Here is a 15,332-nt window from a genome sequence, read left to right on the forward strand (position 1 = left end):
GCACTGAGGAATCGAGGTTGGTGTTACGCGAGCCTTGTCCCGTCAACCTGTGGCCGTCGATGGCCTGCCCCCCGCCGAAGAAGATCTCAATCAAGGGGCGTGTGTTCTATGGTTACAAGCAAGAGATTGAAAACGACCTGGCAGGTCGTGCACCTGGAGCGGCCACCGACGCGACGCCAACGCCCGAGGAAGTGCGTATCTCTCCCGACGCCGTCGTGACGCGGTCTGGCCGAATTTACGGTCGAGGCCAACATGATCAAGCGACGTGGAGCCCCTGGGCGTCGTACCCGCCCGTTTGCGCTGGAAGCCCTGGAGACCCGCGAGTTGCTGACCACGATCGTGGTCACGAGCCCCATCGACGGGGCCGCGGGGTCGCTGCGAGACGCGGTGGGACGTGCCTCGGCAGGCGACGTCATCACGTTCGCCAAGTCGCTTCGAGGTGCGACACTCCATCTCACGGGCGGCGAGATCGACGTGACGAAAGCCCTGACCATTCAGGGCACCCGACAGACCCTGGATGCCGACCAGGGTTCACGGATTCTGCGGATCGAGGGTGCGAAGGCGACGCTGAGCGGCCTCACCTTTCGGGACGGCCGGGCGTCCTTCGACGACCTCTATGGCTATGCCGGCGGGGCCATCCTGGCCTCGGGTTCCGATCTGGTCCTGAACAACTGCACGTTCCAGTCCGATCAGGCCGTCGCCGGGACGGAGAGCCTGGACGGCAACTTCGTGGCCCCAGCCTTCGGTGGCGCCGTGTTCGCCGACTCGGGGACCGTCGGCATCGCGAACTGCGTCTTCCGCCGGGACGCCGCCGTCGGCGGCGGCAACACGTCCCTCATGCAGTCGGGCCGGGCGGCGGGCGGTGCCGTCTTCGTCAATGAATCCCCGCTGACGATCCGCGGTTGCTCCTTCGAAGGCAACGTCGCGAAGGGCGGAGATTCGCTGAGCGTCATGACGAAATGGCCTTCCAGCCTTGGAGGTTCGGGGGGAGGCGGGGCCATCTATGCAATGGGATCCCCGGTCAGCGCCTCGGGAACGCGGTTCGTCAGCAATCGGGCGATCGGTGGCAAGGGGCTCGATGGGTCTCTCGCCCAGGCAGCGGCCTCTCCGGAGGTCGGCGACGGCGGGGTGGCCGGCGCGGGAGCCATCCTGGTGGAGGGCGGGACCGACGCCTCTCCCGTCCTCGACTTCTCGGTCCTCCGCTGCACCTTCCAGGGCAACGCCGCCCTCGGGGGAAATGCCGGCACGCCGGACGTGCAGATGACCGGCGGTGCCATGCCGGGTGGCCAGGGTGGCGAGGCGCAGGGGGGCGCCGTTCTGGCCGTAGGAAACATCGCCCTCCTGATCAATAACTCCGTGCTCGATGGGAATTCGGCGACGGGCGGAGGCGCGGGCCCGAATCCTGCGGGCCTGGGCCTCCAGGTCGGTTGGGGAGGCGTCGTCAAGGGAGGGGCTGTCTTCTCCGAGAAGGGGCACAGCGTGACGATCCTCAATTCCCGGATCGTCCATAGCCTCGCCCTGGGCGGCCAGGGATCGGACTCGCCCGCGGACGGCTCGTCGTACGCCGGTGCCGGCGGCTGGGCCTATGGCGGCGGAGTCTACGTGAATAACGGCCGAGGGGGCGCCGGCACCGACCCGTATGTCGAGCCGGTCCTCTTCCGGGACACGACGTTCAGCGGCAACAGTGTCCAGGGCGGAGAGCCCGGCAAGGGTGTGCTCGCCGACATCCACGCCGGCGGAGGTGCCCAGGGCGGAGCCGCCGACCTGAGCGGCAAGCTCGGGATCGACATCCTCCGCTCCAACTGGACCTCCAACAGGGCCGTCGGCGGGACCGAGACCCTCGCCTCCGGAGGGGCACTCGCGACGCCCTTCGGCGCCGAGGAAAGTCATACAACGATCGTCGGAGGTCAGTTCCGCTCCAACCAGGCCATCGGCGGCAAGGACGCCAGGAACGCGTCCTATCGCGAGGGCTCGGGCGGCGCCTTCATGATCAACTCGCCGAACACCGTGGTCGTCGGCGTGCGATTCCAGTCCAACGCGGCGATCGGCGGAGCCGACACGGGCTCGGGTTACGCCGGGACGGGCAAGGGCGGCGCGGTCTACATCGTGGGCCAGCATCCCACGACCGAATTCGACGCGTGCAGCTTCCTGAGCAACCAGGCCCTCGGCGGGACGGCGGCCGGCGCGGGAAACGGTGGCTCCTACAATGGCCAGGGCCTCGGCGGGGCGATCTACGCCGAGAACGGCGACCTGACCGTGCGCGGCGGGTCGTTCCTGACCAACCTGGCTCGCGGCTCAAATGCCGGCAGCGGCCGCGACGCGAAGGGGGGCGCGATCTTCGCCAGCCCCATCGCCAGCCCCCCCGACTACGACTACCAGACCAACACCCATTTCACCGGTGTGATCTTCAAGCAAAACCAGGCGGTGGCCAGCGGTGACAGCGTCGCCTCGGGCGGTGCCGTCTTCAACGGCGGCAACGTCCTGACGGACGTGGGCTCGCGCTTCTTGCACAACCAGGCCGTGGCCACCGACGGGACGGCCTATGGCGGGGCCATCGTCCACGAGCACGAGATCGGCCAGACCGGCACGCCCTACGTCCCGGCGATGACCCTGACCGCGACCGAGGTGAACGGCAATCTCGCGATCGGCCAGGCTGTCCCGCAGGGCCCGGCTGCCAGTGGATTCGGCGGCGGGATCGCTTTCCTGAACGACCCGATCGGCGTGCTGCGCCTGGTCAGCTATCGGAAGAACCGGGCTTCCACGATGGGGAATGATGTTTGGGGGACTTACCACGAATCCGAGAGCTGAGGCCTCTCGACGGCGATTCGCCGTGGCGAACTCGATGCCGGCCCGGGGGCAACTCGGCCTCCCCGGGCCGGCCGGGTTTGACCTCCGGAGACACCGTACTTCCTTGCTTGTGGACAAAAGAAACTCGGGTGGCGTATCCGCTTCAAGGCCGGTCACGTCGATCGAGAAACCCTCTCGCCTCGACGCAATCCGGTCGCCACTCGACGTGGATGGCACCTCGCTGCCAGGTGCGGAGGAATGGAATGCCATTTCGCTCGATCGGCGTGAGGGCGTCCCTGGTTCCCTGCGTCGGCATGCGCTGGCTCACCATGACGGTTTTGGGCCTGGCCCATGTGTAGAGCATTGGCGTATTTGCCGTCTTTCCGCCGTGGTGCGGCGACAGGAAGATGTCCGGGGGCGGGTCGGGCCGCGGCGAGTCCAGCAAGGCGGCCGTGCCCTCCGCGTCGAGATCGCCCGTGAGCAAGATCCGACGGCCGGCGTGCTCGAGATCGAGGACCAGGCTCCGCGCGTTGTCGGACGACTCCATCGGAAAGTCGGTCGGCGGGTGGAGGACCGTGAATACCACACCGGCACGTCGCCACGACGTCGGCGCGGTCAGGACGCGGATGGGAATCCTCCGCGCCTTCAGGTCGTCGAGTAACGCCAGGGCTCCCGGATTGGCCGCCCCGCCGAAGCCGGGAGGGACGAGGACCTCGCCGACGGCGAATCGCTCGAGGAGGTCGGGAAGGCCGTTGTAGTGATCGAGGTCGGCATGGCTCAGGAAGACCTGGTCGATCCGCGTGATGCCCCGGATCCAGAGCGCGGGGGCGATGATCCGCCGGCCGACCTTCGGATCACCCATCCGGCCGCAGTCATAGAGGATCGCCGTGCCGTCCGCGAGGCGTACCGACACCGCCAGGCCGTGGCCGACCGCCAGGACGTCCCCCTCGAACGGCGGCGGATCGAGGCGGATCCCGGCGAGGAGCCAGCCGGGGATCAGCACCGAAACGGCCGCCAGCAGGATCGCCCCGACGCTCCTTCGCCGCCTTGCGGGGATGATGACCGACGTCGTCCCGGCGACGATGGCCAGCGTGATCAGGACGTAAAACAATGCGACCGACCAGGCCGTCGGACCGGCGACGAAACGATGCCCCCAGGGTAGCGAGGCTCCCCATCGCACGATCCACTCCGTCAGCCTCAAGAGCCACTCCGCGGGTCGGATCAGGATCGCTCCCAGGGGGCTCCAGATCAGGCCGAGGCCGAGCCCGGAGGCGCCCAGGAGGAGCGCGACGGTGGTCAACGGGATCAGGGGGACATTCAAGAGGATCCCGATCGGTGCGACGAGGTGGAAGCGAAATGCCACCAGCGGGACCGCCGCCAGCCAGACGACGGCCGAGAGGATCATCCCCTTGACGGCTCCGACCACGAGCAAGCGAGGCCAGGCTCGCCATCGAGGCTGGAATCTGCGCTCGAGCGCCTCGATCGCCGTCGGCTTGCCGCCGATCCGGGCGGAGAGACGACCCCAGCAGGTCGTCGCGAGCTCCTGAGCCGGCCGGACCACCCAGATCAACGCGGCGATCGCCAGGAAGGAGAGCTGACAGCCCACGTCGAAGGCGTAGAAGGGACTCCAGAGGAGGCAGAGCAGGCCCGCCAGGGCCAGGGTGTTGGCGGGCCGCGCGGACCGGCCCGCGACGCCCGCGAGGCAGAAGGCCAGGGTCATGGCGGCCGAGCGGACCACCGAGGGAGCGAGCCCCACGAGCACGGCATAGCCGACCGTCGCCACGCCGACGGCCCCGTAGGCGGGAAGCCTCGGCACCGAGCAGAGCCGGAGCAGCCTGCCAAGGAACCACGCCAGCGCCTGCAATTGCAGGCCGGAGATGGCCAGGAGGTGGGTCGTGCCGGTCAGCGTGAAGGCGTCCTGGTCCTCCGGATCGATGTCCTCACGCCGCCCCAGGATCAGCGCCGAGGCCAGTGCCGCGGTCGGACCGTCGAGGTGCGACTCCAGCTCGGAGCGGCAAGCGTCGCGGATGCGGGCCAGGCGGAGGGTCCAGGGCCAGGGCTCGTTCTTCCGATCGATGGACAGGGCGCCCGGGCTATCCACGAAGAGTCGCGCGTCGATCCCCCTGGATCGCAGCAAGGCGCGATGGTCGAATTCGCCAGGATTGAGAGGCCCCTCGACCCGGCTCAGCGAGCCCGCCGCTTCCACGGGCTCCCCGGCGTGGAGGTCGGTCCGGTCGCCGGCCACCGAGAGGGCCACGCTCCCCGACGCGGGCCTCCAGCGGCTGCCGTCGGAGATCTGAGTCGCGGCGATCACCATCCGGGTGATCTCGCGGTCGGGCTCACCGCCGCCATGAGGCTCGGAGCGTTGTCGGCCCGCGACGTCGGTGATCACGCCGCGAATCCAGGCCGGCCGGGGCGTGTCGTCGGCCGCGAGGCCGATATCATCCGGGGCACGGCCGTTCCAGCGATGATGATGCCAGGCGGCACCGAAACAGGACGTCGCCACGAGGGCCGCGGCGAACGACGCGCGGTGCGAGCTCAGGCCGAGCACGCACACCGACAGGGCCCCGAAGCCGACGTCGACCCAGGGGCGAGTCCCGAATCCTCCCCAGGCGCGATCGAGGATGATCCCGGCCAGCGCGGCGACGAGCAGCGGGACCAGCGGAGGGAAACGAACCGGGGACGGGCGGGGGGCCCCGTCGTCGGGGGATCGACCTGGAGTTGGAACCGGCATGGGTCCACCTCGTTCCCGGGGTAGGCCGGGACTCTCGATTCTGACATAATGAGCCGGCGATTTCGGCCCAGCTCCATCCCCGGCCCGAGGTTTTCCAGCTCATGGATCATCGTTATCCCTGCGGCGGCGTCAAGCGGCGCGGGTTCCTGGCGGCGGCGGCCTCTCTGCCCGTGATCTCCGCGCTCCCCGCCGCACCGATCCTGGCCGCGGACGGGCCGAACGATGGCCGGATCCGCGCCACGCCGAGCCATGTCGGGGCCGGCCCCGGGGCGGCGAGCAAGTTCGGCGCGCCCGGGCTTCATCCGGGCCGGGTCGTGGAGGCCCGCAATCCGGGGATGATCCGCGGCGGCGTCAAGGACCGCGCGGCCATCAAGGCGACGCTGGAGAAGGGCCTGGCACGCCTGACCGGTGCCCCCACGGCGGTCGATGCCTGGCGGACGTTCTTCGAGCCCGGCGACGTCGTCGGCATCAAGGTCGTCCCCAACGGGCAGCCGTATGCCCATTCGTCGTTCGAGCTGGTCCTGGAGATCATCGAGGGGCTGAAGTCGGCCGGGGTGAAGCCGCGCGACATGTTCGTGTACGATCGCTATCGGGATGAGTTCCTCGCCGCCGGCTACGACAAGATCCTCCCCGCGGACGTCCGCGGCGGCGGGCTGACCGCCGAGGGCGGGGACCAGTTCCAGCTCGACTACCCGAGCTTCCGCGCCGATCCGATCGCCGGCTATGACCCCGACGCCTTCGTCTGGATGGACCTGGTCCCCTATGGCGACGACCCGAAGGACGATCGGAAGTATCGCTCACACCTCGGCAAGCTCGTGACGAAGGTCGTGAACAAGATCGTGGCGATCCCGGTGATGAAGGACCACGGCTCGGCCGGCGTCACCGGCGCCCTCAAGAACATGAGCCACGGCTCGGTGAACAACGTGGCGCGGTCGCACACCAACAGCGCGACGAACGTCTGCAACCAGTTCATCCCCCAGGTCGTCAGCCACCCGACGATCCGCTCGAAATTCGTCCTCCAGGTCATGGACGGCATCCGCGCCGTCTACCAGGGTGGGCCGTTCGCCTGGGAGAACGACAAGGGGAAGTGGACCTGGGAGAACAACGCGCTCCTGCTGGCGACGGATCCGGTCGCGCTCGATCACGTGGAGTGGGACATCGTCGACGCGAAGCGTGAGAAGGAGAAGCTCCCGAAGGTCGCCGCCTGCGGCCTGCTCGCGGCCAATCCCCTGGGGACGGAGGGCTTCGACGTCCGCCAGCCCCAGCACATCGCGCTGGCCGGCGCGCTCGGCCTGGGCCACTTCGACTACAAGTCGCCCCGCGGCCGTCGATTCTCGATCGAGCATATCGTCATCGACGCATGAGCTGAATGGAAAGGGGCGGATCCCTCCGCCGAGCCGCCCTCCCGGGCCTTTCCGCCATTCTGGTTGAGTTCGTGATCGAGGGCAAGCACCCAGCGCCGGAAGTTCGTCCTCCGCACGCGGAATCGGCCGGTCCGACCGCGAGGGACCGTCCCCGCGAGGTAACTTGAACCGGAACGGTCGGTCACGCCTCTGCCCCGGATCGTCATTCCGGCAGCGGCTGGCCGCGGGTCTCCGGGGCGAAGGGGAGGACCAGGAGGCCCAGGAAGAAGACCGAGCACATGGCGATCCCCGCGTATCGCATCGGCTCGGGATAGCCCGCGAAGACCTGGTCGGTCAGCCGGCCAAGGAGATAGGGACCCGAGGCGGCGACGAGCCGGCCGACGTTGTAGCAGAACGAGGTCCCGGTGCTCCGCAATCGGGTCGGGAAGAGCTCGGGGAAGTAGATCGCGTAGCCGCCGAAGAGGGCGAGCTGGCAGAAGCCCATGATCGGCAGGAGCACGAAGATCTGCCAGAAGTCGTTGAGCAGCCAGAACGTGGATGCCGTGGCGACGGCGGCGAGCAGGAAGCTGATCGCGAACGCGGGCCGCCGGCCGATCCGCGCGGTCACGTAGGTGAACGCGTTGATTCCCAGGAACGACCCCGCGTTCTGGACCAGCGACGCGATCCCCGTCCAGAGGGTGAGGTTGCCGGCGATCTGCTGGGCGGTCAGGCCCTGGGCCTCGAAGTGCTTGCGGAAGACCGAGCGGATCAGGTCGAAGCTGAAGAAGCCGATCCCCCAGAGCCCCACGACCCCGACGAAGGCCAGCACCATCCCCACGATCGTGTTCCGCCGCCATCGCGGATCGGTGAACAGCTCGCTCATCGAGCCCAGCTTGTGGACGGTCTTCGGGTCCCCGGCCAGGGCCGCGTCGTCCTCCTCCTCCCGCGCCGCGGCCTTCCAGCGCTCCGGCTCCTTGAGTCGCAGGAAGATGGGGATCGCCAGCAGGGCCGGGGCCAGCCCGATCAGGAACATGACCCGCCATGCACTCCCGATCGTACCGGCTTCCTCCAGCTTCCCCAGCACGATCCCGCAGGTCGCGGCCAGCATGTTTCCCAACGCGGAGAGGGCCTGCAGGCTGCCCAGCGCGTATGGGCGGGCGTGATCGGGCATGACCTCGGCGACGAGCGCCACCCCGACCGCGAACTGGCCCCCCACCCCCAGGCCCGTGAGGAACCGGTAGAAGGTGAAGTCCCAGAAGTTCCGGGACAGGGCGCTCAACCCGGTGAAGGCCGAGTAGCAAAGCACGGTCAGCATCATGGTCTTGGCCCGGCCGATCTTGTCGCCGAGGATGCCGAAGACGATCCCGCCGAGGGCCCAGCCGATCATGAAGACGGAGGTGGCCTTGGTGCCGTACGCGTCCACCATGCCGGCCGTCGCCGGGTCGCCGGGCGTGGCGTCGAGCAGCTTCGTGACCGCCGGCTTGCGGGCGAGGTTGAAGAGCTGCTGATCCATCGTGTCGAAGAGCCAGCCGAGCGAGGCGACCACGAAGACGAACCACTGGTAACGGTTCACCCCTCGCCACCACGGGGCCGCCCCGAGGGGGGCCTGGTTCTCCGAGGTCGCTCTTCCGGCCGGGTCGTCGATGTGCATGGGGGGTGGACCTCCGCGAGGCGAGGAACGTCAACGCCCCAAGATCAGACCACGACCGGCGCCGGCTGGCAACCGGCCAGCGTCGGCAGGACGACCGCATGACGCGTGCGATCGCACGCGTTAAGATCGGGGCATGAGAATCCGCGTCCTCCTCCTGCTCCTGGTGCAGACGACCCTCGTCCTCCTCCTGGCGGCCGCCGTCGCCCGCCGGTGGATCCCGCTCGGGATTCCCGGCCAGTGGGTCTGGCTGCCGGCACCGGCCCCGAAGACCCTGATCGCCCCGGCGCTCGCGGCCCTGGCGGTCGTTGGCTACGGCGTCTTCGCCGCGTTCGGCCTGAAGTCGCTGACCGACGGCCGTCGCCCGCCCGGGAGGCTCCGCGAGGCGTGCTGGCTGGCCGCCCTCCTGTTCGCGGCGATCGCGATCCAGGCGATCCTCCCGACCGGCGCGGCCGACGGTTTCGGGCTCGAGCGGTGGGGCTACGTGAACTTCGCCATCTCCTCCTCCGGCTATCATCGGATCGCTCGGGAGCAGGCCGCGAGCGATCCCTGGAAGTTCCTGGCCGACTATCCAGCGTGGATCCGAAAGCAGGACACCCTCCACATCGGGACCCATCCCCCCGGCCTGATCGCCCTGGAATGCGTCCTGCTCAGTTCGATGCAGGCGCACCCGGGGGTCGCGGACGCCGTCGAGCGCTTCACGCCGAGGGCGACGACGATGGGACTTCGACTCTTCGAGGAGGCGACGCGCTATCCCCTCTCGCGTCCGGATCGCGCGGCCCTCTACCTCACCAGCCTGCTGACCCTCCTCGCCTGCGCGGGCACGGTCGTGCCGCTTTACCTGCTGGGCCGCTCGGAGATCGCGGCCGGCCCCGCATGGGCCGCCGCGGCGCTCTGGCCGCTGGCGAGCGCCCCGAACCTCTTCCAGCCGGTCGCCGACACCGCCTACCCCTTCCTCTCCACGCTGGCCGCCTGCCTGGCCGCATGGGCCGCACGCCCGGTCGCGACTTTGGGTTGGCGGGGCCCGGCGCTGGCGGTCGCGAGCGGCCTGGTCCTCGCTTTCGGCAACTTCTTCACCCTGGCGTTCCTGCCCGCCGGCCTGGTCGTGGGGCTCCTGATCGCAGCGGCCCCGGGGGTGGACCGGAATCGGAAACGCACCCTGATCGCGGCCGTGGGGATCGGGTTCCTGGCACTCAATGCGCTGGGCTGGGCCATCACGGGGGCCAACCCGATCGTCATCTGGTGGTGGAATGTGCAGAAGCACGCCGGGTTCTACGACCAGTTCCCGCGGACTTACCTGGCCTGGCTGCTGATCAACCCCGTCGAGACGGCCGTTGCCCTCGGTTTGCCCGCGGCCGTCTGGCTCGCCTGCGGCCTCGCGGCGGGCCGGCGGGCACCGCGGGCGGCGCTGATCGCGTTCGGAGTCCTGCTACTCCTGAACGTTCTGGGCCGGAACATGGGAGAGGTCGCCCGGCTCTGGATCCTCTACTTGCCGCCGCTGCTCCTCGCGGCCGGCGCGGGGATGGACCGCCTCGGTGCGGGGCCGCCGGCCCTGGCCGTGACGGCGGCCCTGCTCGGGTTCCAGGTGCTGGCCCTGCAGGCGACGGTGCAGTTCGTCCTTCCCATCGAGATCCGGTCGATCTCAGAGGAACACGTGGGTCACCCGGACGCCCAGCTCCGTGTCGATCAGGACGAGCTCGCCGCGGCCGACGAGGCGTCCGTTGGAGGTGAGCTCGACGGGCTCCCGGCTGTGCCGGCCGAGCTCGACGACGTCGCCGGGCTTGAGGTCCGCCAGGCGGCTGAGGGAGAGGTTCACGCGGCCGAGCTCGACCGCGAGGGTGACGGGCACGTCCAGCGGATCCGCCTGAGGCGGGACCGGGGCGGCCGGGGCAGGGGGGCGGGATTCACCGGTCATCTTGGCGTTCATCCCCAGGTTCAAGGGTTCACGGGTTCGGCGTTCGCACTCGAGCGGGCCGGAGAGTCGGAGGAGCCGTCCGCCGGAGCCGGCCACGGGCATGGCGGGGAAGGAGAAGCACTCTCCCGAGCCCGAGAGGTCGCAGGCCAGCCGAACCTCCCCTTCCGGGCTCTGAGAAGTCCCGGCGAGGCGAGATTCGGCCAGCGGGAGGACGCCGCCGGCTCGGAGTCGACGCAGGCCCAGGGGCATGGCCACCTGGCCGGCCCGCGCCACCCACTGGGATGAGAGGGACTGCGTGACCGTCGACCGTCCTTGCCCTGCGCCGCCCGTCGTCCCCCCGACGCCGCCGAGGATCTCCCCGAGGGCCTGCTCCGGGATCCAGACGCGGGCCGTCCCGCTCGTCCCGCCGATCCGGATTGGGCAGAAGATGGTCACCATCGCGCCCAGGGAATCCGGATCGAACGGGTCGGGGCCAACGCGATCCAGCCGCAGCTCGCTCGCATCCCAGCCGGCCGATCGCCACCCCAGGTCCTCGGCCATCACCTGTAGGGTGCGGGTGGCGAGGTAGCCCCAGATGCCCCACTCGACGGGCGAGATCTGAAGGCGGGTCTCCGCGAGCGGTCGCTCGTAACCCAGGAGTTGATCGACGACCGCATGGGCCAGCGGGACATCCAGCCCGATACCCAGCCTGGTCCCCAGCCGCGGCCAGCGGAGCTGGGCGATCAGGCCCGGTCGAAGCAGGCCCGACGCCCGCCAGACCGCCTCCGGCTCGCCGAGGACCAGATCGAGGTTGAACTCGGCGCGCAATCGGTCCAGCCAGGCAAGGGTGCCGGAAGCGGATGACCAGCGGCGGAGTCGGCTCGCGATGCGGACGTCGCGAGATCCCAGCCGAGGGAGCCACGACCAGACCTCCTCCACGACGGGCGATCGGCGCGAGTCGTCCGGATCAGGGGTCTCGAACCGGGGATCGCGGGCCTCAGTCGGCATGCTCGGCCTCCCGATCAGGTGCGACTCTCGCCGTGGGGGCCGATGGCTGCCGCCGGAGCCTCGCCCGGGCCGCTTCCAGGATCAGCAATTCGATGTCGCTCACTCCGGGGGAGATCGCTCCGGCCGCCGCCATCAGCCCCCGCATGCGTTTGGCGACGGGATAGGGGAGATGCTGCAAGGCCCAGCGGACGCGGTGGGGGTCGCAGGCGACGAGGAGTCTCGCCAGCGAGACCAGGCCGAGCGATGCGAGGGACCTCCGCGGTGAAATCTCGGCGTCCTTGCCCGAGGATGGGGTGCGACCGGGAGAAGGAAGCTCCCGCGCCGCCCAGGCTCGGGGCCGGGTCTCGCGGTCGCCGAGGACGGCGTCGAACCTCGACCTGAACCACGCCGCGTGCTCCCGCCAGGCCGGGCGGTCGGCGAGCCATCCCTGGGGATCACCGGCGAGGGCGGCCTTCGCCACGCCGGCGAGGAAGGCGAGCCGGAAGACGTCGGATGGCGGCTGATCGGTCAGCGCGAGGATCGCGGCGGGCTCGGAGGGGTCCGGTGGCTCGCCCCCCACCAGCCGCTCGGTCCAGAGCGAGCACGCCCACGCGACGGCCGCCTCCGCGGGCGAATCGCCGGCCCCGGCCCACGCGCCGCGGCCGTCGCCGAGGTCGATCCCGCGGGCCAGGATCAGGCAGCGCACCGCGGGCGACTCATCCTGGAGGGCGCGCCGGAGCCAGCTCGGATGGACGCGGCGGAGATCGGGGCGAGCCTGGGCACGGTGGGCGTCGCGGAGTCGTTCCATGGCCGCCGCGGCACGCCCGTCCGGCGAGCCCGACGGTCTCCAGGCCAGGGCTGCGAGCTCCGAGGCGACCCCGGCGTCGACGACGGTGCGAGCGGAAACGGTGCGATGGGGTTCCAAGGCGACAGGCCCCTCAGTCGGCGTGAGTTAGCTCCCTCGTGAGCACGGCCGACGGAGGCATTCCGTCGATCTCGATCCGGTCGAAGCCGGCGAGGTAGACCGCGCTGCACGGGTCGAGCGACAGGCCCTCGATCCGTCGCACCCAGGATTCCGAGCCCCGGAAACGCAGCTCCAGGCGAGCCTGATCCAGGCTGTAAGAGAGCGTCCGATCGACGTCATCGCCCGGGGCGCCGGCGCGGTCATGGGGGGCGAACAGGGCCTCGCGGATCGCCGCGTCGATCGCGTGGACCTGGTCCGCGCTCAGTCCGCTGCGGGCGAAGACCAGGCTCCGGAGCTGGCCGAGGAGCCTGAGGATCTCGCCCTCGTCTCGCTTCCGGTCGAGCGTGATCTCTCCCCGGACGACATCCTGATGACAGAGGGCATCCCAGCGTCCGGCCCGCTGGAGTGCCTGGAAGATGTGCTCGGGCGTGTAGGGCTTGGCGATGAAGTCGTCGGCGCCCTGGGCGAAGCACTCGATCCGGTTCTCGGCCGCGATCCGGGCGGTGACGATGATCACCGGGAGCAGGCTCGTCTCGCGGACCGACTTGAGGGACTTGCAGATCTCGTAGCCGTTGAGGTCCGGCAGCATCAGATCCAGGAGGACGACGTCGGGGCGGCCGGTCTCGATCTGGCGGAGCGCATCCTTGCCGGAGAATGCGGAGAGGATCTGGAACCCTCGTAGCTTCACGAGCATACCCAGGAGCTTATTCGCTTCGGGCTCGTCTTCGACGATCAGCGCGGTTGGCATCGGAGCATCTCGCGAAAGTGACGACGCGACCGGCGAGGTGAGGCGGAGGTGGCCGGCATGGCCCGGCCCGCCGTCTCCCTCGTCCTAGGTCGAGGCCTCCTGGTACGGGGCCGGTGTCGGCGGGGTACTCGCCCGATCGTCGACGACCGGGCTGACGCGGCGGGGGATCTCGACGAGGAAACGGGTCCCCTGTCCCGGGGTGCTCTCGACGGTGATCCGGCCCTCGTGCATCTCCACGAACTGCTTGGCGATGCTCAGGCCCAGGCCCAGCCCTCGCTTGTTGAACCCGAAATCCCCGGAGGAATGGCGACTGGGATCGAACTGGGTGAAGAACGGCTGGAACAGGTGCTTGAGAGCCTGCGGCTCCAGTCCCGCCCCGTAGTCGCGGACGCAGATGGACGCCTCATCGTCGCCCGAGAGGCTGGCGATCAGCTCGATCGTGCCCCCGTCGGGCGTGAACTTGATGGCGTTGGTGATCAGGTTCACCAGGACCATGGAGACCTTGTCGGCGTCGATCTCGAAGATCCCGAGGTCGGGCGCGATGTCGACCGCCGGGTGGATCTGCCTGGCGACCAGGAACGGGCCGACCTGGTCCAGGACCTCACGGATCAGGTTCCCGAGGTCGACGGGGCGGCGCAGCAGGGTCCGGCGGAAGTCCTCGGCGCGGAGCAGCGTGAGCATGTTGGTGACCAGCCGCGCGAGCTGCCGGCCGCTGGCGGTGATCTGTCGCAGGATCTCCTGATCGTCATCGGTCCGGTCGGGGTTCGACAGCCGGAGCAGCTCCGTCAATCCCAGGACCAGCGTGATCGGCGTGTTGAATTCGTGGCTGGCGACCTCGATGAAGGCCGTCTTGAGCTGGCCGGCCTGGGCCAGCTCCTCGTTGGCGTGCACGAGCTGTGCATTCGCCCCCTGGAGCTCGGCGATGAGCTGCTTCCGCTCGGCGAGGAGGTTGTACTGGTCGGCGGCCTGGCGGATGATCCCCTCGAGCTCGACGGTGTCCCAGGGCTTGAGGATGTAGCGGAAGATGTGCCCCTCGTTGACCGCGTTGATGACCGCCTGAATGTCCGCGTAGCCGGTGAAGAGCATCCGGATCGCATCCGGCTGGATCCGGCGGGCGCGGCTCAGGAAGGCATCCCCCTGCATGCCGGGCATCCGCTGATCCGACAGGATGAGATGGACCTGGTTCTGTTCCAGCAGGGAGACGGCCTGGTCCCCCGAGGTCGCGGTGAGCACGCGGTACGCACGATGGAACTGATGCCTCAAGCTCTCGAGGACATCCACCTCATCATCGACGATCAGTAGGGTGTGCCGCCTCTGCTCCATCCGCTCGCTCCGAACCCGAGGAATGGCTCCCGTCCTTCGGGACCCTCGATGACCGACCTCAATTTCGGACCCGGCCATCTCGCGCCGGACCGTCTCGAGCCCATGCCATCGAGCCTGCCGGATGGTCGACACGCGACGCCCGGCGGGTTCCATTCCGCGTGACCTATCATAATACGGTTTCAAGTCATCGTGCGGTTGGGAATTACTGCTCCGTGTGGCTTTTCATCCGCTCGGCCATAGGCTGCGAGTCAACGCCTAGTTTGACGATATGGGCGACACTGGACCGTCTCCTCCCGAGTCTCCCGATCCGGGCAACGCCGTGGCGTCCGTCAGCGGGAACCGTGCCGACGAGAGCAGGCGGACCTGGGATTCGAGCGTGGCGAAGCGGCCCTTGAGGTCGCGGATCTCGGCGATCAGCTCCTCGCGTTCGCGGGCGGCATCCTCGAGCCGCTCGTACTCCGCGGCGGCCTGGCGGACGGCCGCGAGCAGCTCTTCCGGCTGCCACGGCTTGCGGAGGAACTGGAAGACATGTCCCTGGTTGATGGCGGCGATCACCGACTCCAGGTCGGCGAAGCCGGTGAAGAGCATCCGAATGGCCCCGGGATGTCTCGCCTTGAGCTTGGTGAGCAGCTCCACGCCGGAGATCTGCGGCATGCGCTGGTCCGACATGACGATGTGGACCTCCTCGCGCTGCATGATCTCGTAGCCCTCCTCGGCGCTATGCGCCTTGAGGACCTTGAACTCGCGGCGGAGGAGGTCGTGCACCGAGTCGCAGACGTGCGGCTCGTCGTCGATGACCAGGAGGCAATGCTTGGGGCTCGGCATGGTCGGGGTGGCCCTCTTGCCGCGGGGTGTCACCGAGGTCGATCCTCCGGGTGGGTACGCGACATCCGCGCCCCAGGCC

9 protein-coding genes are annotated in these 15,332 nt (G+C 69.3%); 2 read left to right on the forward strand and 7 right to left on the reverse strand.

The features are described from left to right. The first annotated feature begins 252 nt into the window (after positions 1–252). Positions 253–2,808, forward strand: coding sequence for a right-handed parallel beta-helix repeat-containing protein (locus G6O54_RS14630; protein WP_165226386.1), 2,556 nt, complete (start codon positions 253–255; stop codon positions 2,806–2,808). A 142-nt stretch (positions 2,809–2,950) separates the two neighbouring features. Here G6O54_RS14630 and G6O54_RS14635 read toward each other — a convergent pair whose 3' ends face one another. Continuing rightward, entirely contained in the window at positions 2,951–5,521 is a 2,571-nt protein-coding gene (locus G6O54_RS14635; RefSeq protein ID WP_165226387.1) for a ComEC/Rec2 family competence protein, read from the reverse strand. Positions 5,522–5,622: 101 nt separating this feature from the next. Here G6O54_RS14635 and G6O54_RS14640 point away from each other — a divergent pair, with 101 nt between their 5' ends. Beyond that, complete coding sequence (locus G6O54_RS14640) at positions 5,623–6,885, forward strand: DUF362 domain-containing protein (RefSeq protein ID WP_165226388.1); 1,263 nt, start codon at positions 5,623–5,625, stop codon at positions 6,883–6,885. Between the two features lie 202 nt (positions 6,886–7,087). On the opposite strand, the gene G6O54_RS14645 is transcribed toward G6O54_RS14640, so the two are convergent. From G6O54_RS14645 to G6O54_RS14670, 6 genes are all read right to left on the reverse strand, one after another. Continuing rightward, positions 7,088–8,515, reverse strand: a complete 1,428-nt coding sequence (locus tag G6O54_RS14645) for an MFS transporter (RefSeq protein ID WP_165226389.1) — start codon at positions 8,513–8,515, stop codon at positions 7,088–7,090. A 1,639-nt stretch (positions 8,516–10,154) separates the two neighbouring features. Further along, entirely contained in the window at positions 10,155–11,414 is a 1,260-nt protein-coding gene (locus G6O54_RS38835; protein ID WP_165226390.1) for a FliM/FliN family flagellar motor switch protein, read from the reverse strand. Next, positions 11,404–12,318 (reverse strand): hypothetical protein, encoded by a 915-nt coding sequence (locus G6O54_RS14655; RefSeq protein WP_165226391.1) that lies wholly within the window; start codon positions 12,316–12,318, stop codon positions 11,404–11,406. Before G6O54_RS14655 ends, G6O54_RS38835 begins: the two co-directional genes overlap by 11 nt. A 13-nt stretch (positions 12,319–12,331) precedes the next feature. Continuing rightward, entirely contained in the window at positions 12,332–13,105 is a 774-nt protein-coding gene (locus tag G6O54_RS14660; RefSeq protein WP_165226392.1) for a response regulator transcription factor, read from the reverse strand. An 84-nt stretch (positions 13,106–13,189) separates the two neighbouring features. After that, positions 13,190–14,428: a hybrid sensor histidine kinase/response regulator gene (locus G6O54_RS14665; RefSeq protein WP_165226393.1), complete on the reverse strand. Its 1,239-nt coding sequence runs from the start codon at positions 14,426–14,428 to the stop codon at positions 13,190–13,192. A 255-nt stretch (positions 14,429–14,683) separates the two neighbouring features. Next, complete coding sequence (locus G6O54_RS14670; protein WP_165226394.1) at positions 14,684–15,253, reverse strand: response regulator; 570 nt, start codon at positions 15,251–15,253, stop codon at positions 14,684–14,686. Between the last annotated feature and the right edge of the window lie 79 nt (positions 15,254–15,332).

Source organism: Aquisphaera insulae, assembly GCF_011064615.1.
In the GTDB taxonomy this organism is placed as follows: Bacteria; Planctomycetota; Planctomycetia; order Isosphaerales; family Isosphaeraceae; genus Aquisphaera; species Aquisphaera insulae.